Below are 18,294 nucleotides of genomic sequence, written 5' to 3'. Positions count from 1 at the left end.
GAATAGTCTCGTAGTCGTGAAGTTGCCCTGGAAATCCGACGCCGCCAAGAGCTCAGCCGCCGAGTCGGAGGAGACCACCGACGTGCCGGCCGACGACGCGAGGCCGACCTCTGGTTCGACGACGCCCGGCAAGGGCCGCCCCACGCCGAAGCGCCGCGAAGCCGAACGCCGCCGCGGTCCCGTCGCGCCGCCCCCGACCACCCGCGCTGAAGCGCGGGCCCGGAAGAAGGCACTGCGGGCGTCGATGACCAAGGTGGAGCGCAAGGAGGTGGCCGCCGAACGCCGCCGCGTCCGCCTCGAGCAGCGCGAGAAGATGATGTCCGGCGACGAGAAGTTCATGATGGCCCGCGATCAGGGGCCGGTCCGGAAGATGGCGCGTGACATCGTCGACTCGCGACGCAACTTCGCCGGACTGTTCCTGCCCTTCGCGATCTTCCTGCTGGTGGTTCTGATGCTGCCGAACCTCGCGGTCATCGGGAACCTGGTGCTGCTGGCCTTCGTCCTGCTGGTGATCATCGATTCGCTGTACCTGGGCCGGATGGTCAACAAGCGGGTGCGTGAGCGCTACCCGGACACCACCGACACCGGATTCCGGCTCGGGTGGTACTGCTTCACCCGTGCCATGCAGCTGCGGATGATGCGCGCGCCGCGCCCGCAGGTCAAGCCGGGCGACAAGGTCTGATCGCGTGCGCACGCTGATCCTCGGCGGCATCCGCTCGGGCAAATCGGCGCACGCCGAGCATCTCCTCGCCGACGCACCCGCGGTCCGCTACGTCGCGACCGGTTCCGCCGACGGCGACCGGGCCTGGCGCGCGCGGATCGATGCCCACCGCGAACGCCGCGGCGACCGCTATCGCACCGTCGAATCGTGCGATCTCGCGTCGCTCCTGCGCGACTTTCCCGATGAGCCGACACTCGTCGACGACCTCGGCAACTGGCTCACCGCACTGCTCGACGAGGCCGGAGCCTGGGAGGACGAGGCCGCCGACGTATCCGCGCAGATCGAGGACCTGTGCGCCGCCATCGCCGGCTACTCCGGCGATCTAGTGCTGGTGAGCCCCGAAGTGGGGCTCTCGCTCGTCTCGCCGACACCGTCTGGACGGCGCTTCGCGGACGAACTGGGCCGCCTGAATGCGGCGGTGGCGGCTGTCTGCGAGACGGTCACTCTCGTCGTCGCCGGACGTGCACTGGACCTGCCCGCCGGTACCGGCGCCGTGCCCGCGGCCCCGGTACCGGTTTCCGCGTCCACGGCACCGTCCTCACCCGTCCCCGCGGAAGAGCCCGCCCGGCCCGCCGACGCGCCGGCGCCCCGGCGGGCGACCGTCTCCGAACCGGCCCAGATCGACGGCACCGACGCCGAGATCTTCCCGATCGTCGAACTCCCCGATCACGACGTCGCCGAGCAGGCCCGGGCACGACAGTTGCGGCTGACCAAACCGGCGCGATCCCTCGGCAGACTCGAAGAGCTCGGCGTCTGGATGTCGTCGTGCCAGGGCGTCTGCCCGCCGCGGACCCTGCAGTCGCCCGCAGTGGTGGTGTTCGCGGGCGATCACGCCGTGGCCGCCGACGGCGTCTCCGCCTATCCGCCCGAGGTGACAGCGCAGATGGTCGCGAACATCGCGACCGGCGGCGCCGCGATCAACGTGCTGGCGCGCCGCGCCGGAGCCACGGTGCAGGTCCTCGATATGGCGGTGCGAGCCGATACCGACCCGCACGTCTCCCGGTACAAGGTGCGCGCGGGAAGCGGCGATCTGCGAACCGGCAGTTCGCTGACCATCGCCGAAGCCCGACGGGCGGTCGCCGCCGGACGGGCCGTGGCCGACCAGCTCGTCGACGCCGGCGCCGACCTGCTCATCGCCGGCGACATGGGCATCGGCAACACCACCCCGGCGGCCGTGCTGGTCGGGACTCTCACCGATCGCGAGCCGGTGGTCGTGGTGGGACGGGGCACCGGGATCGACGACGCCACCTGGATCCGCAAGACAGCGGCCATCCGCGACGGCATGCGTCATGCACGGCGGCACCGCAACGAGCCGCTCGCGCTGCTCGCCGCGGTGGCGGGCGCCGACATCGCGGCGATGGCGGGATTCCTCGCCCAGGCGGCCGTCCGGAAGACTCCGGCACTCCTGGACGGGCTGATCACGACCTCGGCCGCCCTGGTCGCGCAGCAGTTGGCGCCGGGTGCCGCCTCCTGGTGGCAGGCCGGTCACCGGTCCACCGAACCGGCGCACGCGTTCGCACTCGATTCACTCGGCCTGACCGCGATCCTCGACCTGTCGATGCGGTTGGGCGAGGGCACCGGTGCCGTGTCGGCGCTGCCGCTGGTCGCGTCGTCGATCGACATTCTGACCGACATGGCGACCTTCGACGAGGCCGGCGTCAGCGGCGGAGAATAGGCACACCGGGATGATCGCCCGTGGCCTCCGCGGCGTGCACGACGCCTTCAGCTGGCTGACGGTACTCCCGCTCCCGCAGCCCCGCGGCGAATTCGACCGCGCCCGGGGCGCGACCGTGATCGCCGCGGTACCCGTCGTCGGAGCGGTGGTCGGACTGCTCGCCGCCGCCGTCGCCTTCGGGCTATCGCACACCGATCTCCCCAGCGCGCTGGCCGGCGTCACCGTGGTGGCGGTGCTGGCGGCGACTACCCGCGGCATGCACTTGGACGGTCTCGCCGACACGGCCGACGGTCTCGGCTGCTACGGAGATCCGGATCGCGTGCGGGCGGTGATGCGCAGCGGCGACGTGGGGCCGTTCGGTGCGGCCACGCTCGTTCTGGTGCTGTTGGGCCAGTCCCTGGCGTTCGGCGCCCTGACCGCCGACTCACGATGGTGGTCGTTGGCGCTGGCGGTGGTCGCCGGAAGGACCACCGCGACCGTCGCGTGCCGGGCCGGTCTGAGCGCCGCGAACACCGACGGGTTCGGGGCGCTGGTCGCCGGAACTCAACGCGCGTCCATCGCGGTGTGGGCGGTGCTCCTGCTCGCGGTCGCGGTGGCCGCGGGAGGCTGGAACGCGGGTACCTTCCACGCGGCGGATGCGGTCCGTGCGGCGGCGACCGTGGCCGTCGTCTGGGCGTTCGCCTGGGCCTTCACCGGGCATTGCGCCCGTCGCGCCGGCGGGCTGACTGGCGATGTCATCGGCGCGACGATCGAAGTGGCGACCGTGCTGACAGCCGTCGGCCTGCTCCTGTAGAGGTCGCCGAAACGGATCATGCCGCAGCCGGACCCCGGACGGGTGCGGCTGCGGCATGAGCGCTCATTCAGGGCCGGAGCGGCCGGTTCACGGAGCCGGGTAGAGCGTGGTCATCCAGCCGTGTGTGTCGGCGAAGGTGCCGCGCTGCAGACCGGTGAGGGTGTCACGGAGAGCCTGCGTCACCTCTCCCGTGGTGCCGTCGCCGATCAGGTAGTCGTCGGTGTCGCTCTGAACCCGACCGACGGGAGTGATCACGGCAGCGGTACCGCAGGCGAAGACCTCGGTGATGTCGCCGTTCTTGACCCCCTCGCGCAGTTCCTCGGTCGAGATGCGGCGCTCGTCCACCTTGTAACCCGCGTCGGCGGCGAGGGTGAGCAGTGAGTCGCGGGTGATGCCCGGAAGCAGCGAGCCGCTGAGCTCCGGCGTCACCAGCTGTGCGTCCGACCCCGAGCCGAAGACGAAGAACAGGTTCATGCCGCCCATCTCCTCGATGAAGCGGTGCTCGATGGCGTCGAGCCACACCACCTGGTCGCACCCCTTGTCGGCGGCCTGCGCCTGCGCCAGCAGCGACGCGGCGTAGTTGCCGCCGAACTTCGCATCACCGGTACCTCCCGGGGAGGCCCGCACGTACTCGGTGCACAGATAGACGCTGACCGGCTTCACGCCGCCCTTGAAGTAAGCGCCGGCGGGCGATGCGATCAGCGAGTAGCTGTACTTGTCGGCCGGCCGGACGCCGAGGCTCGCCTCGGTCGCGATCATGAACGGGCGCAGATAGAGGGACTCCTCGCCGCCCGCGCCGGGAACCCACGCGTGGTCGGCGGCCAGCAACGCCCGCAGCGATCCGACGAAGTCCTCCACCGGCAGCTCCGGCATCGCGAGGCGCCGTGCCGACCGGTTGAACCGTTCGGCATTGGCCTCCGGCCGGAAGGCGGCGATGGAGCCGTCGGGCTGGCGGTACGCCTTCAGCCCCTCGAAGATCTCCTGCGCGTAGTGCAGGACCATCGCAGCCGGGTCCAGAGCGAGCGGCCCGTACGGGGTCACCCGTGCGCCGTGCCATCCACGATCGCGGTCGAAGTCTACGGTCACCATGTTGTCGGTGAAGTAGTTGCCGAAGCCCGGCGCGGCGAGGATCTCGGCGCGTCGATTCTCCGACACCGGATGCGGATGCTCGGTGCGGGTGAACTCCAAGGTCATGCGGTCATGGTACCGCCGACCCGCAAGGGAGTTTCCCGGCACCGGCGGGATGCGCCGGTCAGACGTGACTCTCCACGAACGGCGGCAGAACGACCTCGCAGGTCAGGGCCCGCCCGCGGACATCGACCACCACTTCATCGCCCTTCTTGACGCCGGAGGCGGTGTCGATGAACGCCAGGGCGATGCCCTGCTTGAGGGTCGGAGAGAACGTGCCCGACGTGCACACACCGATCTGCTCACCGCCGGCCTCGACATGCACCGTGCAGTCCGCGCGCGGCACCCCGCGGCCGGTGGCCTTCAGCCCGTACAGGCGTCGGGCCGGGCCCGCGGCGCGTTCGGCCACCAGCGCCTCGCGGCCGAAGAACGACGGCTTGTCCCAGCCGACGGCCCACGACGACCGCGCCTGCACCGGGGTGATGTCGACGGTCAGTTCGTGTCCGTGCAGCGCGTACCCCATCTCGGTGCGGAGCGTGTCACGCGCACCGAGCCCCGCGGGCTGACCGCCGCGCGCAGTCACCTCGGCGAGCAGAGCGTCGAAGACCGCACCCGCGTCGTCCCACCGGGGCAGCACCTCGTACCCGTGCTCGCCGGTGTAGCCCGACCGGCACACCCGGATCTCCAGTTCGGCTCCGCCCAGCACGATCCGAGCGTCTCGGTAGGCCATGTACTCCATGTCGGTCGGCAGGTCGAGCGCGGCGAGCACGTCGGCCGACTGCGGGCCCTGGACTGCGAAGACCGCGTAGTCGCGATGCTGATCGGTGATCTCGATCCCTTCGGGGGCGACCGCTCGCAGTGCCTCCACGACGGCTGCCGTATTGGCTGCATTCGGCACCAGGAACACCTCGTCGTCGCCGGCCAGGTAGGCGATCAGATCGTCGATCACGCCGCCGCGCTCGTTGCAGCACAGTGTGTACTGGGCCTTCCCGGGCTCGATCTTGCCGAGATCGTTGGTCAGGGTCGTGTTCACGAATCCGGCGGCTCCCGGGCCCGCCACGAGCGCCTTGCCGAGGTGACTGACGTCGAAGATGCCGACGGTGCTGCGGACGGCGTTGTGCTCGGCGACGGTGCCTGCATACGAGACGGGCATGTTCCATCCGCCGAACTCGGCGAAGGAGGCGCCCAGGGCGGTGTGACGATCGGCGATCGGGCCTGCGAGCAGTTCAGTCATGGCGCTAACGGTATCGCCCCGACCCGGGCGGTTCCCACCCGAGGTTCAGCCGCTCGGCGGTGCCGGTGTGGCAGAGTTGAAAGGCGTGAGCGCCAACCACTTCTCCGACCGTGTCCGCGGTCCCCGCATCGACCTGACCACTGCCCTTTCCTCCGACGACGACGTGCTCGTCGTCGGCCTCGTCGCCGGTTCCGGCGACGGCGGCACCGAGGAGCCGACACTGCTGCTCGTCGAGGACTTCCTCGACGACGAGCCCGCCGACCAGATCAGCGCGGCGCTGTCGGCTCTGGGCGCCAAGGGGTCGGTCGGCGAGATCACGCGGATCCCGGCACCGCAATCGCTGCCGGTCGGCGTGGTGGTCGCGGTCGGGCTGGGAACAGAGGTGGACGATCCGGAGACCATCCGACAGGCCGCAGGGAACGCCGTACGCGCACTGGACGGATTCGACCGCGTCGTGAGCACCCTCTCGGCCGCCGACCTCGGTGCGGCGGCGGAGGGTTCGTACCTGGGCGCGTATCGCTTCGACGAACTGCGCAGCGAGAAGTCACGCCCCTCCGAGCAGCCGCCCTCCGCCGTGTCACTCGCGGTACCCGCGAAGAGCAAGCAGGCCAAGGTCGAACTCGACCACGCGCTGATCGTCGCCGATTCCGTCGCGATCGCCCGCGACTTCGTCAACACCCCGCCGAACGTCCTCTACCCCGCCGAGTTCGCCGAGCGCGCGCGCATCCTCGGCAGCAAGGCCGGCCTCCGGGTGGAGATCCTCGACGACGTGGAACTGGCCAAGGCCGGCTACGGCGGCATCGTCGGCGTGGGACAGGGATCCTCGCGCAAGCCCCGCCTGGTGCGCCTGACCCACGAGGCCAAGGGCGCCGAGCGCACCGTCGCGCTCGTCGGCAAGGGCATCACCTTCGACACCGGCGGCATCTCCATCAAACCCGCCGCCGGGATGGACCACATGACCTCGGACATGGGCGGTGCGGCGGCGGTCATCGCCTCCACGATCGCCGCTGCACGCCTGGACGTGCCGGTCACGGTCATCGCGACGGTGCCGATGGCCGAGAACATGCCCTCGTCGACCGCGCAGCGTCCCGGCGACGTCCTCACCCAGTACGGCGGCACCACGGTCGAGGTCCTCAACACCGACGCGGAGGGCCGGCTGATCCTGGCGGACGCCATCGTCCGCGCCTGCGAGGACGAGCCGGACTTCCTCATCGACACGGCCACCCTGACCGGCGCACAGATGGTGGCGCTGGGCACCCGGACTCCCGGTGTGCTCGGCACGGACGACTTCCGGGACCGCGTCGCCGCCATCTCCCAGTCGGTCGGCGAGCACGGCTGGCCGATGCCGATGCCTGCGGAACTCCGCAGCGACCTGAATTCACGGATCGCCGATCTCGCCAACGTCACCAACCACCGCTGGGGAGGCATGCTGTCGGCCGCGATGTTCCTGCGGGAGTTCGTCGCCGAGGGGCTCGACTGGGCGCATATCGACGTCGCCGGCCCGGCGTTCAACACCGGTGGCCCGTGGGGCTACACCGGTAAGGGCGGCACCGGCGTACCCGTCCGGACCATCATCGCGGTCATCGAGGACATCGCCGGCGGACAGTGACGCGCACCGCACTCCGGCGTTCAGCGGACTCACGCGGAGCCGAGATCGTTTGGGAGTAGGCTGAGTCACGGGCGTCGACCCATCCGGCCGACATCACGCGAACCTGCACACGCCGCTGGAGCGCGCCGACCCGCATCGACCGATCGACCGAACAGCACAGTTCACGAAATTGTTAGGGAGTCACACGCAAATGGCCTTCTCTGTCGAGATGCCCGCACTGGGCGAGAGCGTCACCGAGGGAACCGTCACCCAATGGCTGAAGCAGGAAGGCGACACCGTAGCGGTCGACGAGCCCCTGCTCGAAGTCTCCACCGACAAGGTCGACACCGAGATCCCGTCGCCCGTCGCGGGTGTGCTGGTCAAGATCGTCGCCGCTGAGGACGACGTCGTCGAGGTGGGCGGACAGCTGGCGCTGATCGGAGAGGCCGGCGAGTCGGCGTCCGATGACGCGGCCGCGCCCGAACCCGCCGCCGCTCCCGAGCCGGAACCCGAACCCGAGCCCGCCGCACCCGCTGCCTCCGCTCCGGCCGCCGAGAGCCCCGCGACCGAGGCGCCGGCCGCGTCGACTCCCGCGGCCTCGGCATCCGGCGTCGACGTCCTCATGCCCGAACTGGGCGAGAGCGTCACCGAGGGCACGGTGACCAACTGGCTCAAGCAGGTCGGCGACACGGTCGCGGTCGACGAACCGCTGGTCGAGGTGTCCACCGACAAGGTCGACACCGAGATCCCGTCGCCGACGGCTGGTGTGCTTCTCGAGATCGTCGCCGACACCGACGAGATCGTCGAGGTCGGCGGCAAGCTGGCCGTCATCGGCGACCCGAGTGCCGCATCGGCGGCCCCCGCGGCTCCGGCTCCGGCGGCTCCGGCTCCCGCGCCGGCCGCTCCCCCGACGCCCGAGCCCGCCGCTCCGGCACCTGAACCCGCACCCGCGGCCGCCGCACCCGCTCCGGCTCCGGCCGCTCCGACTCCCGCTGCCGCCGACGGAGATCTGCAGTCCACTCCGTACGTGACGCCGCTCGTGCGGAAGCTGGCCGCGGAGAACGGAATCGACCTGGCGACCGTCAAGGGCACCGGCGTCGGCGGACGCATCCGCAAGCAGGACGTGCTGGCCGCGGCCGAGGCCAAGAAGGCGCCTGCCGCCCCCGCCGCGGCTCCGGCCGCAACACCGTCGGCGCCGACACCGGCCGCCGCACCCGCCGCGGCGAGCCCCGAATTGGCTGCACTGCGCGGAACGACGCAGAAGATCAACCGCATCCGGCAGATCACCGCGGCCAAGACGCGCGAGTCGCTGCAGACCAGCGCGCAGCTCACGCAGGTCCACGAGGTCGACATGACCCGCATCGCGGCACTGCGCACCGCGGCGAAGTCCTCGTTCAAGGCAGCCGAGGGCGTCAACCTGACCTTCCTGCCGTTCTTCGCCAAGGCCGTCGTCGAGGCACTGAAGGTGCATCCGAACGTCAACGCCTCGATCAACGAAGAGGCCAAGGAGATCACGTACCACGCCGACGTGCATCTGGGCATCGCCGTCGACACCGAGCAGGGCCTCCTGTCGCCGGTGATCCACAACGCCGACGACCTCTCGCTGGCCGGCCTCGCTCGCGCGATCGCCGACATCGCCGCACGGGCCCGTTCCGGCGGGCTCAAGCCCGACGAGCTGGCCGGCGGCACGTTCACGATCACGAACATCGGCAGCCAGGGCGCTCTGTTCGACACCCCGATCCTGGTCCCGCCGCAGGCGGCCATGCTCGGCACCGGCGCGATCGTCAAGCGCCCCGTGGTTCTCACCGGCGACGACGGCACCGAGTCGATCGCCGCACGGTCGATGGCCTACCTACCGCTGACCTACGACCACCGGCTCATCGACGGTGCGGACGCCGGCCGGTTCCTCACCACGGTCCGTCACCGTCTCGAGGCCGCGGAGTTCGCCGCCGACCTGGGGCTGTAAGCACCCGGATATGCGAATCGCGGTCGCGGGAAGTCACGGGCTGATCGGTTCGGCCCTCGTTCCCGCGCTGACGCAGGCGGGGCACGACGTCCACACTCTGGTGCGTCGTGCCCCGACCGGTCCGCGGGAGATCGGTTGGGAACCCGAGCGGTCCGAACTGCCGGCCGACGCCCTGCGCGGCTTCGACGCGGTCATCGCCCTCGGCGGCGAGAACATCGGAGCCCACCGATGGAGCGGCCAGGTGAAGCAGCGGCTCCGCAATTCGCGGATCATCCCGACCACCGTCCTGGCCGACGCCGTCGCCGAGTCCGGCGTCGGAGTGTTCCTCAACGCCAGTGCCTCCGGTTTCTACGGAGACACCGGTGAGACCGCGGCGGACGAGACGTCGCCGCACGGCTCCGGCTTCCTGGCCGACCTGGTGGTCGACTGGGAGAAGGCCACCGAGCCCGCACAGGCCTCGGCGCGCGTGGTCACGCTCCGCACGGCGCCCGTGCTCTCCCGGCGCGGCGGCATCCTCGCGCGGCTCCGACCGCTCTACCGTTTCGGCCTCGGCGCCCGTATCGGCGACGGCAGGCAGTGGTTCTCGTGGATCAGCCTGCCCGACGAGATCGCCGCGATCACGCACGTGCTCGGCGACGATTCGATCGTCGGTCCGGTCAATCTGACCGCGCCCGGACCGGTACGCTTCGCCGATTTCTCCGCCGAGCTCGCACGAGCCGTCCACCGCCCCGCGGTGCTGCGCGTGCCCGCCGCGCTCGCGCGCAAGGCGGGCGGAGAGATGGTCGAGGAGATGGTCCTGACGTCCTCGCGCGTGGTTCCCGTGCTGCTCACCGACCGCGGCTTCACCTTCACCCACCCTCATCTGACATCTGCACTGGAGTACTGCTGTGCGTAACGCATCGTCGCGAGCCGACGGAGCACCGATCGAAGTCCGCCGCCTCGGCGTCGTCGACTACACCGAGGCCTACGAGCTGCAACACCGCCTGGCCGAGCAACGCGCCACCGGCGAGCTCGACCACGACCTGCTGCTGTTGCTCGAACATCCGTCGGTCTACACGGCGGGCAAACGGACCGAGGACTCCGACCGTCCGGTCAACGGCGCCCGGGTGATCGACGTCGACCGCGGCGGCCGCATCACCTGGCACGGTCCCGGCCAGCTCGTCGGGTATCCCATCGTCAAGCTCGCCGAACCCCTCGATGTGGTCGACTACGTCCGCCGTCTCGAAGAGGCGCTGATCGGCGTGGCGGCACGGCAGGGTCTGGCCACCGGCCGCGTGGACGGGCGCTCCGGCGTGTGGCTGCGCGACGTCGCCGGGGAGCGCAAGCTCGCCCAGATCGGCATCCGCGTCGCCAAGGGCGTCACCCTTCACGGGTTCGCCCTCAACGTGAACCCGGACATGTCAGTGTTCGACGCGATCGTCCCGTGCGGCATCGCGGACGCGGGGGTGACCTCGCTGAGCCAGGAGACCGGCACCGCCGTGACCGTCGACGACGTGCTCGACGACGTCGTCGAACTGGTCCAGAAGTGCCTGGACGACCCGGCCGGACCCGGCTCGGATACGGCAGGCGCCCCGGCTGAGGCCGGTCGGCCCACCGCACCCACGAGCGTAGGATCGGCACAGTGACCACCACCCCCGCCCAACCCGCCTCACCGAGTCCCGCCGACGCTCCCGCCGGGCGCAAGCTCCTGCGTCTGGAGGTGCGCAACGCGCAGACTCCCATCGAGCGCAAGCCGAAGTGGATCAAGACGCGTGCCACGATGGGACCGGAGTACACCGAGCTCAAGGGACTGGTGCGCAGCGAGGGGCTCCACACGGTGTGTGAGGAGGCCGGCTGCCCGAACATCTACGAGTGCTGGGAGGACCGCGAGGCCACCTTCCTGATCGGCGGAGAGCAGTGCACCCGTCGCTGCGACTTCTGCCAGATCGACACCGGCAAGCCCGCCGCACTCGACCGCGACGAACCGCGCCGCGTGGCCGAGTCCGTCCGGTCGATGGGGCTGCGCTACTCCACCATCACCGGTGTGGCCCGCGACGATCTCCCCGACGAGGGAGCGTGGCTGTACGCCGAGACCGTTCGCAAGATCCACGAACTCAATCCCGGCACCGGCGTCGAGAATCTGATCCCCGACTTCCACGCGAAGCCCGACCTGCTCGACGAGGTCTTCGCCTCCCGTCCCGAGGTGCTGGCTCACAATCTCGAGACCGTTCCCCGCATCTTCAAGAGCATCAGGCCCGCCTTCCGGTACGAACGCTCCCTGGAGGTGCTGACCCGTGCCCGCGACTACGGCCTCGTGACCAAGTCGAACCTCATCCTCGGCATGGGAGAGACACCGGACGAGGTGCGAGAGGCTCTGCGCGACCTCCACGACGCCGGCTGCGACATCGTCACCATCACCCAGTACCTGCGACCGTCGGTGCGGCATCATCCCGTCGAACGGTGGGTCAAGCCCGAGGAGTTCGTGGAGCACTCGCAGTACGCCGAGGAGATCGGATTCGCCGGGGTGATGGCCGGTCCGCTGGTGCGGTCGTCGTATCGCGCAGGCCGGCTGTACGCCCAGGCGATGGCCCGTCACGGCCGTGAGCTGCCGCCGGAACTGGCCCATCTGGCCAAGGAGGGCAGCGCCGCTCAGGAGGCCTCTTCGGTCCTCGCCCGCACCGTGCGCTGAGGCCCGCCCACTGCCGAATCGACCGGCCGGAACATGTGTTCCGGCCGGTCGATTCCGTTGTGCGGGCCGCGCTACCCGAGCGCCGTCGACACTGCGTCGGCGCGCTCGGTGTGCACCGTAGACTGGCACTCATGGCTAAGGCGCAAGACAAGTCGAGCAAAGAGGCGAAGCAGGCTGCTAAGGCAGCTCGCAAAGCGGCGAGCAGGGAACGGCGGCAGCAGATCTGGCAGGCGTTCCAGATGCAGCGGAAAGAGGACAAGGCCCTCATCCCGCTGATGGTCGCCACCGTCCTGGGCACCACGCTGGTCTTCGGCCTGCTCGGCCAGTTCGTCTTCCACAATCTCTGGATCACCCTGCCGCTCGGCGTCATCCTCGGCGCGCTGCTCGCCTTCGTTCTGTTCGGCCGGCGCGTTCAGCGGAGCGTCTACAAGAAGGCCGAGGGCCAGCCGGGCGCCGCGGGCTGGGCTCTGAGCAACATCCGTGGGCAGTGGCGGGTACAGCAGGCCGTCACCGGCACCTCGCATCTCGACGCGGTGCACCGCGTCATCGGCAAGCCCGGCGTCATCCTGGTCGGTGAGGGCTCCCCCACTCGCGTCAAGCCGCTGCTGGCGCAGGAGAAGAAGAAGGCCGCCCGCGTGGTCGGCGACACCCCGATCTACGAGATCCTCGTCGGCGACGGCGACGGCCAGGTGCCGCTGTCGAAGCTGGAACGCCACATCCGCAAACTCCCGAGCAACATCGACCGCAAGCGGATGGACGCGCTCGAGGGCCGACTGTCCGCGCTCAAGGCGAAGGGCGGCGCCGGCGCCGCCATGCCCAAGGGCCCGATGCCGCAGGGCGCCAAGATGCGCAGCGTCAGCCGCACCACCCGTCGCCGCGGGGCCTGAACCTCCCGGCCGGTGGAACACCGCCCCACCGCCCGCATCGCGCTCGTGCGAATGTCGGGCGATTCCGACTCGAACGAGGAGCTTTGACATGACCGATCTGAACCGTTACGGCCCCTGGGCATTGATCGTCGGAGCCTCCGAGGGAGTCGGTTCCGCGTTCGCCCGGCGCCTGGCCGCCGACGGGTTCGGAGTCGTGCTCGCCGCCCGCAACGCCGAGCGTCTGGAGGCGGTGGCCGGCGAGGTGCAGGCGCTCGGCGCACCTTCGCGCACGGTCGCTCTGGACATCCTCGACGAGGACGCCGCCGAACGGCTGATCGACGCGACCGCCGACCTCGAGATCGGGCTCCTGGTGATGAACGCCGGCGCCAACACGTACGGGCACTCGTTCGTCGACGGCGACCTCGCGCGCCACAACGAGGTGGTCACGCTCAACGTCCTGCGCCAGCTGCCGCTCCTGCACCACTACACGCGGGCGATGGTGGAGCGCGGCCGGGGCGGAGTCATCACCACCGGATCGGTCGCCGGCTACACGGGCTCACCGCGCGAAGGCGCCTACGCCGCGTCGAAGGCCTTCCTCCGGGTCTTCACCGAAGGTCTCTGGGTGGAGTGCAAGCCGAAGAACGTGGACGTGGTGCACCTGGTGCTCGGACTCACCCGGACCCCCGCGATGGAGCGCCGCGGCCTGAACTTCGACAACCCCGGCATCCCGGTGTCCGAGCCCGACGATGTCGCCGCCGAGGGTCTGGCCCATCTGGCCGACGGCCCGGTCTGGATCACCGAAAACAATGTGAGGTCGGTTCAGCGGCAGTCGGGGCCCGATCGCGCCGCGATCGTTCAGGCGTCCGCCGACGTGATCGCGAAGGTGGTCGGTCAGCGGTGATGCGCATCGGACTCGGTCTGCCCGTCGTCACCGCCTACCCGCCGACCACTCAGGACTGGGAGAAGGGTGCGGGCATCGCTGAGATCGCGACGGCCGCCCGTGTGGCCGACGCCCTCGGCTTCCACCACCTCACCTGCAGCGAACACGTCGCGGTGCCGGACGAGGTGGCCGCGGTCCGGGGCGGCGTGTACTGGGATCCGCTCGCGACCTTCGGGTACCTCGCGGCCATCACCCGCCAGATCCGCTTCGCGACCAGCGTGCTGGTTCTCGGCTATCACCATCCGCTCGAAGTCGCCAAGCGCTACGGCACCCTCGACCAGGTCTCCGGCGGACGGCTCGTCCTCGGCGTCGGCGTCGGGAGTCTGCAGGAGGAGTTCGAGCTGCTGGGCGCCGAGTTCGACGGCCGCGGCGCCCGCGCCGACGACGCGCTGGCCGCGATCCGGTCGGCGTTCCCGACCGGCACACCGTCGCACACCGGCCCGTACTACTCCTACGGCGGCGTGACGGTGGAGCCGCACGCTGTGCAGGACCGGGTGCCCGTGTGGGTCGGCGGCCGGAGCGGTCGCGCCCTGCGCCGCGCCGTGGAACTCGGCGACGGGTTCAGCCCGTTCGCCCTGTCGCCCGACGAGGTCGCCACCATGCTGTCGCGCGTCGAGACCCCGGAGGGATTCGACGTGGTGCTGCCCAGCGGTCCGGTGGACCCGCTCGGCGATCCGGACGGAGTCCGGAGCCGTCTCGACTCGCTGCAGGCGGCCGGCGCGACGATCGTGACAGCATCCATCGCCGCCACCGGTCTGGATCACTACACCGACCAGCTCGACGCACTCCACTCCCTCGCCCGTGCGCAGGGCGCCGTGTTCAGCCCCGCGGCGGAGGGCCCCCGATGAATGTCGACGAGCGGCTCGAGGCTCTCGAGACCCGGCTGCGCCTCGTGGAGGACAGGCTCGCGATCACCGATCTCGTCTACCGCTACGGTCCCGCGATCGACACCGGGTCGGTCGACGACGTGCTCGCTCTCTTCACCGAGGACGGCGTGTACGACGTCGACACCGGCAGGCTCTCCGGTGCGCAGGAGATCGCGGACATGGTGACCGGCGATCCGCACCAGGGGCTCATCCACCGCGGCTGCAGTCACGTGATGAGCGCGCCGCAGATCCGGATCGACGGCGACCGTGCGAGCGTCGTCAGCTACTCGCAGCTGCTCCTGCGCGACCCCGCCAGGGACACCTTCACCGTGCTGCGTGCGACGGTCAATCACTGGGCGCTCACCCGCACCCCCGACGGGTGGCGGGTGGCCCAGCGCACCGCACGCAAGGTCGACGGATCCGACGAGGTGCGCGCGCTGCTCGCCTCCCACGGCCTCGACCGGACGTCAGAGAGCAGCTGAGTCGCCGAGCGGCTCATCCGCACCGAGCCGGAAGTGCGACCGGTCGGGCCGGGCGAGCATCCTCGACAGCGTCGCGCGGTCGAACGGCCACAGGTCCACCGCACCGGACTCGGTGAGGTACCAGGAATCGCATCCGCCTGTCTTCCACACCGTGGTCTCCGACGCCGCCGCCACCTGGGCGTTGAACTCGGCCGTCGCCTCCTCGGTGACCTCTATCCGGTCCACCTCTCCGTTCCGGAACAGGTCGAACCACTGCGCCAGGTACCGTGCGGTCTTCTCGGCCGTGTACTGCAGGGAGATCGAGCCGGTCGGTGAGTTGGGTCCAAGGACGGTGAACAGGTTGGGGAAGCCCGGGATCGCCGTCATCCGGTACGCCCGCGGACCGTCCCGCCACGCCTCGTCGATCGTGAGTCCGCCGCGGCCGACCACCGTCATCGGGCGCATGTAGTCGTGCGCGCGGAAGCCGGTCGCCAGAATGATCACGTCCACCTCGTGGAGCCGCCCGTCGGCGGTCACGATCCCCTCCGGCCGGACCTCGGTGATGGACTCGGTCACGAGGTCGGCGTTGCCGGCGGTGATCGCACGGTAGTAGGTGCCCGACACCACCTGCCGCTTGCACAGCGGCTGGTAGTCGGGCGTCAGGTCGGCCCGCAAGTCGCTGTCGCGGACTTGCGCGCGCAGCGACAGCCGCGCGTAGGCCTGAACGGCTCGGCGGCGCCACGTGTCTTTGCGGACGATGTCGGCCAGAATTCCCGACCCCCACAGCAGGCCTCGGTACAGCGCGTGATGCAGGCGCGGCGACGCGGCCAGGACGGTGTCCGCGAAGGGCAACTGCGGCAACGACATCGGCGCCCAGAGGATCCACTGCGGGGTCCGGGTGAAGTGGAGCAGTTCCCGGGCTTCCGGCTGTAGCGCGGAGACCACCTGCACGCCGGTGGAGCCGGTGCCGATCACCGCGATCCGCTGTCCTGAGGTGCGCAGGTCGTCGTCCCAACGCGCGGTGTGCACCACCGGTCCCGCGAAGCTGTGGAGCCCGGGGATGTCGGGGATCGACGGGTTGTGCAGCACCCCGGTGGCGCAGACGACGAAGTCAGCGTCCACCGTCTCCCCGTCAGCGAGAGTGACCGTCCACCGACCGGTGGCGTCGTCGAAGACGCTGCTGACGACCTCGGCGTTCAGCCGGATCCGGTCGCTCAAGCCCAGGCGTTCGACGACGTCCCGGTGATACCGCTGGATCTCCGGACCACTGGCCCAGATCTTGGGCCAATCGGGTTTGGGTGCGAATCCGAACTGGTAGAGCTGCGAGGGCACGTCGCACGTGAGACCCGGGTAGTGGTTCCAATGCCATACCCCGCCGACGTCGTCGCCCTTCTCGTAGACGGTGAAGTCGGTGAACCCGGCCTCCTGCAGGACATGTGCCGTGGTGATGCCGGCTATCCCCGCACCGATGACGACGATCCGCGGCGATCGGCGGGCCGTCACAGCGCGGCCCGAGTCTCAAGAGCCCGGGCGACGGCCTCGGCCACGGTCGATCGCGCGGCGTCGAATGCGCGCTCCCGGTGATCCCGGTTCATGAAGTTCCATCCGAGACCGGCCATGTCTGCCGCACCGGGGGCGATGTGGACCACCTCGGTCCCGCGTCGACGGACGGTTGCGATCTCGGCGTCGAGCACGGCCGACATCGGCCGCCGGAGAAGAGCTCGTTCGGCGAGTCCGCCGATTCCGGGGGCCCGCACGGACGGCGCCGACGCCATCGGGGTGATCAGGTAGATCAGATCCGCTTCGTCTCGCGCGACCAGATCCACCGAGGCGGTGGACGCGGCCCCGCCGTCGACGTACTCGCGGCCCTCGATCGCCACCGGGGGCATCCATCCGGGAATCGCCCACGAGGCGCGCAGCGCCTCGCCTGCGCCGGCCTTCGGTGCACCCGGAGCACCGAACGCGACGCGCGCGCCGTCGTCCACGCGGTACGCGACCATGCGCGCGCCGGGATGCGGCAGTCGGCCGTAGTCCGCGGTCACCGCGTCCGCGAGTCGCTGAAGCCAGGAGGCATCACCGCGCCCGCGGGGAGCGATGCCGGTCAGCGCGGCGTGACCGCCGCGCCTGGTCCACAGCGTAGAGGGTCGAGGTCGCGCCGGACGCGGCAGCGGAGGCAGGCTCGGGGGCGTGGCAGCCGAGTGCGCCCGGAGAATCGGGCTGGTGGCCCGACCGGCCTGCATGTCTGCGAGGTCGGCGGCAGTGAATCCGCCGGCGAGCATCGTCACCATCTCCGCACCGGCGGAGGTGCCCTGCAGCACCGTCGCCTCCGCCGGGTCCCAACCGGTCTGCCGAGTCAGCTCGTCGAGGGCGGCGATCGCCCACGCTCCGCCGATGGTCCCGCCGCATCCGATCACGAGGGCCGTCTTCGTCATCGCGCCCGCACCTCGCTCGTGCCCGCAGAGTCCACTACCGCGCCGTCGACCACCGTGCCGCCGGAGTGGCCGCCCGCCGCGTGATCGCTCGCCTGCCTCGCGATCCGTGCGAGGTACGCCGATCGCTCCGCGGCGTCCAGGGCCAGCGCCTGACCGTGTCCGGCCAGAGTGCGCGCGACGCGTTCCACCGACTCCGGGACGAACAGGTCGGCGATCGACCATCCGGGCAGCACCCATCCGGGGACCGACGTGCGGGCCGCTCGCGTGCGAACCGTGCGGACCACGGCACGGGCGACATCCTGCGGGTCGACGGTGGGAAGCACGCCTCCGAGGTCCGCTCCGGAAGCCAGCTCGGTGCGGACCGCTGCGGGCAGAATCGCGGACACGGTGACGCCCGTGCCGTCGTATTCGCGGCGGGCGGCCAGCGAGGCGCCGTAGGCGGCGAACTTGCTGGCGTTGTACGAGACCATTCCCGGCAGTGGCAGCATTCCGGCCATCGACGCAATGTTGACGATGTGGCCTCTCCCCTCGCCGAGCATCGAAGGCAGGACGGCGCGCATCCCGTTCAGCATGCCCCGGACGTTGACGTCGAGGATCAGATCGGCGGTGGCCTCCGACTCCTCGAGGAACGCGCCCACCGGCATCACACCCGCGTTGTTGACCAGGATGTCGATGCGCCCGCACTCGTCGAGGACCTTCGAGACGAACTCACGCCAGGAGACGGCGTCGGTCACGTCCAGCACCGCCGACCGCGCACCGTCGATGACGCCAGCCGTGTCAGCGGCGACGTCGGCGTCCACGTCCCCGATCCAGACCGTCGCCTCCGCCTCCGCGAACTGTCGGGCGATCTCGGCGCCGATCCCCCGCGCCCCACCGGTGACTACGACGACGGCGCCGGGCGGCTCGATCCGCGGATTCGACCGCGCGTACGACCCCGGAACCAACTCGCTCAGCAT

General features: G+C 70.5%; 17 protein-coding genes. 12 read left to right on the top strand and 5 right to left on the bottom strand.

Annotated features, from left to right (window positions below; translation table 11 throughout):
* Positions 1-16 precede the first annotated feature (16 nt).
* Genes ACE11G_RS06790 through ACE11G_RS06780 form a run of 3 tightly spaced genes read left to right on the top strand, consistent with a single transcriptional unit; the run spans position 17 to position 3,189 of the window.
* Complete coding sequence (locus ACE11G_RS06790; RefSeq protein WP_006895278.1) at positions 17-682, top strand: DUF3043 domain-containing protein; 666 nt, start codon at positions 17-19, stop codon at positions 680-682.
* A 4-nt stretch (positions 683-686) separates the two neighbouring features.
* Positions 687-2,396, top strand: coding sequence for a nicotinate-nucleotide--dimethylbenzimidazole phosphoribosyltransferase (gene cobT, locus ACE11G_RS06785; RefSeq protein WP_006895277.1), 1,710 nt, complete (start codon positions 687-689; stop codon positions 2,394-2,396).
* A 10-nt stretch (positions 2,397-2,406) separates the two neighbouring features.
* Positions 2,407-3,189: an adenosylcobinamide-GDP ribazoletransferase gene (locus ACE11G_RS06780; RefSeq protein ID WP_062366664.1), complete on the top strand. Its 783-nt coding sequence runs from the start codon at positions 2,407-2,409 to the stop codon at positions 3,187-3,189.
* An 87-nt stretch (positions 3,190-3,276) separates the two neighbouring features.
* Here the strand turns inward: ACE11G_RS06780 and ACE11G_RS06775 are convergent, their stop codons facing one another.
* A complete protein-coding gene (locus ACE11G_RS06775; RefSeq protein WP_006895275.1) occupies positions 3,277-4,383 on the bottom strand; it encodes a branched-chain amino acid aminotransferase in 1,107 nt (368 codons plus the stop codon).
* 58 nt (positions 4,384-4,441) lie between these two features.
* Entirely contained in the window at positions 4,442-5,551 is a 1,110-nt protein-coding gene (gene gcvT, locus ACE11G_RS06770; protein ID WP_006895274.1) for a glycine cleavage system aminomethyltransferase GcvT, read from the bottom strand.
* An 85-nt stretch (positions 5,552-5,636) separates the two neighbouring features.
* Between gcvT and ACE11G_RS06765 the strand changes: the two genes are divergently transcribed.
* The 9 genes from ACE11G_RS06765 (at position 5,637) to ACE11G_RS06725 (ending at position 14,927) form a co-directional block, all read left to right on the top strand.
* Positions 5,637-7,160 carry a leucyl aminopeptidase gene (locus ACE11G_RS06765; RefSeq protein WP_039866939.1) on the top strand — a complete coding sequence of 508 codons (1,524 nt, stop codon included), beginning with the start codon at positions 5,637-5,639 and terminating at the stop codon, positions 7,158-7,160.
* Positions 7,161-7,350: 190 nt separating this feature from the next.
* A complete protein-coding gene (gene sucB / locus ACE11G_RS06760) occupies positions 7,351-9,105 on the top strand; it encodes a 2-oxoglutarate dehydrogenase, E2 component, dihydrolipoamide succinyltransferase (protein WP_278124067.1) in 1,755 nt (584 codons plus the stop codon).
* A gap of 10 nt (positions 9,106-9,115) precedes the next feature.
* Positions 9,116-10,000 carry a TIGR01777 family oxidoreductase gene (locus tag ACE11G_RS06755; protein WP_045540057.1) on the top strand — a complete coding sequence of 295 codons (885 nt, stop codon included), beginning with the start codon at positions 9,116-9,118 and terminating at the stop codon, positions 9,998-10,000.
* On the top strand, positions 9,993-10,730 hold the full coding sequence (gene lipB, locus ACE11G_RS06750) for a lipoyl(octanoyl) transferase LipB (RefSeq protein WP_375003965.1): 738 nt from the start codon (positions 9,993-9,995) through the stop codon (positions 10,728-10,730). Before ACE11G_RS06755 ends, lipB begins: the two co-directional genes overlap by 8 nt.
* Positions 10,727-11,773, top strand: a complete 1,047-nt coding sequence (gene lipA / locus ACE11G_RS06745) for a lipoyl synthase (protein ID WP_006895269.1) — start codon at positions 10,727-10,729, stop codon at positions 11,771-11,773. Before lipB ends, lipA begins: the two co-directional genes overlap by 4 nt.
* Before the next feature lie 131 nt (positions 11,774-11,904).
* Entirely contained in the window at positions 11,905-12,660 is a 756-nt protein-coding gene (locus ACE11G_RS06740) for a DUF4191 domain-containing protein (RefSeq protein ID WP_006895267.1), read from the top strand.
* Positions 12,661-12,748: 88 nt separating this feature from the next.
* Positions 12,749-13,540: an SDR family oxidoreductase gene (locus ACE11G_RS06735; RefSeq protein WP_006895265.1), complete on the top strand. Its 792-nt coding sequence runs from the start codon at positions 12,749-12,751 to the stop codon at positions 13,538-13,540.
* Positions 13,540-14,427: an LLM class F420-dependent oxidoreductase gene (locus ACE11G_RS06730; RefSeq protein WP_006895263.1), complete on the top strand. Its 888-nt coding sequence runs from the start codon at positions 13,540-13,542 to the stop codon at positions 14,425-14,427. Before ACE11G_RS06735 ends, ACE11G_RS06730 begins: the two co-directional genes overlap by 1 nt.
* Positions 14,424-14,927: a nuclear transport factor 2 family protein gene (locus tag ACE11G_RS06725; RefSeq protein WP_039866938.1), complete on the top strand. Its 504-nt coding sequence runs from the start codon at positions 14,424-14,426 to the stop codon at positions 14,925-14,927. Before ACE11G_RS06730 ends, ACE11G_RS06725 begins: the two co-directional genes overlap by 4 nt.
* On the opposite strand, the gene ACE11G_RS06720 is transcribed toward ACE11G_RS06725, so the two are convergent.
* The 3 genes from ACE11G_RS06720 to ACE11G_RS06710 are packed head-to-tail and all read right to left on the bottom strand — an operon-like array spanning position 14,913 to position 18,294.
* The gene (locus ACE11G_RS06720) at positions 14,913-16,409 is read right to left on the bottom strand and encodes a flavin-containing monooxygenase (protein ID WP_375003964.1); all 1,497 of its coding nucleotides are present in this window, start codon (positions 16,407-16,409) and stop codon (positions 14,913-14,915) included. The genes ACE11G_RS06725 and ACE11G_RS06720 overlap by 15 nt on opposite strands.
* The gene (locus ACE11G_RS06715; protein WP_006895260.1) at positions 16,406-17,338 is read right to left on the bottom strand and encodes a patatin-like phospholipase family protein; all 933 of its coding nucleotides are present in this window, start codon (positions 17,336-17,338) and stop codon (positions 16,406-16,408) included. The genes ACE11G_RS06720 and ACE11G_RS06715 overlap by 4 nt, the downstream gene beginning before the upstream one ends.
* Positions 17,335-18,294, bottom strand: a complete 960-nt coding sequence (locus ACE11G_RS06710) for an SDR family oxidoreductase (protein WP_081598073.1) — start codon at positions 18,292-18,294, stop codon at positions 17,335-17,337. The genes ACE11G_RS06715 and ACE11G_RS06710 overlap by 4 nt, the downstream gene beginning before the upstream one ends.

This window comes from Gordonia sp. PS3 (assembly GCF_041950545.1).
GTDB lineage: Bacteria > Actinomycetota > Actinomycetes > Mycobacteriales > Mycobacteriaceae > Gordonia > Gordonia sihwensis.
The sequence above is the reverse complement of the archived record's forward strand: the minus strand, read 5'-3'. Positions and strand labels throughout refer to the sequence as shown.

Excerpts from the sequence above, each read along its gene's own strand:
- ACE11G_RS06740 (WP_006895267.1), top strand. The coding sequence starts at position 11,905 with ATGGCTAAGGCGCAAGACAAGTCGAGCAAAGAGGCGAAGCAGGCTGCT.
- ACE11G_RS06730 (WP_006895263.1), top strand. The coding sequence starts at position 13,540 with ATGCGCATCGGACTCGGTCTGCCCGTCGTCACCGCCTACCCGCCGACC.
- sucB (WP_278124067.1), top strand. The coding sequence starts at position 7,351 with ATGGCCTTCTCTGTCGAGATGCCCGCACTGGGCGAGAGCGTCACCGAG.
- ACE11G_RS06755 (WP_045540057.1), top strand. The coding sequence starts at position 9,116 with ATGCGAATCGCGGTCGCGGGAAGTCACGGGCTGATCGGTTCGGCCCTC.
- gcvT (WP_006895274.1), bottom strand. The coding sequence starts at position 5,551 with ATGACTGAACTGCTCGCAGGCCCGATCGCCGATCGTCACACCGCCCTG.
- ACE11G_RS06715 (WP_006895260.1), bottom strand. The coding sequence starts at position 17,338 with ATGACGAAGACGGCCCTCGTGATCGGATGCGGCGGGACCATCGGCGGA.
- ACE11G_RS06735 (WP_006895265.1), top strand. The coding sequence starts at position 12,749 with ATGACCGATCTGAACCGTTACGGCCCCTGGGCATTGATCGTCGGAGCC.
- ACE11G_RS06710 (WP_081598073.1), bottom strand. The coding sequence starts at position 18,294 with ATGCTGAGCGAGTTGGTTCCGGGGTCGTACGCGCGGTCGAATCCGCGG.
- ACE11G_RS06780 (WP_062366664.1), top strand. The coding sequence starts at position 2,407 with ATGATCGCCCGTGGCCTCCGCGGCGTGCACGACGCCTTCAGCTGGCTG.
- ACE11G_RS06775 (WP_006895275.1), bottom strand. The coding sequence starts at position 4,383 with ATGACCTTGGAGTTCACCCGCACCGAGCATCCGCATCCGGTGTCGGAG.
- ACE11G_RS06725 (WP_039866938.1), top strand. The coding sequence starts at position 14,424 with ATGAATGTCGACGAGCGGCTCGAGGCTCTCGAGACCCGGCTGCGCCTC.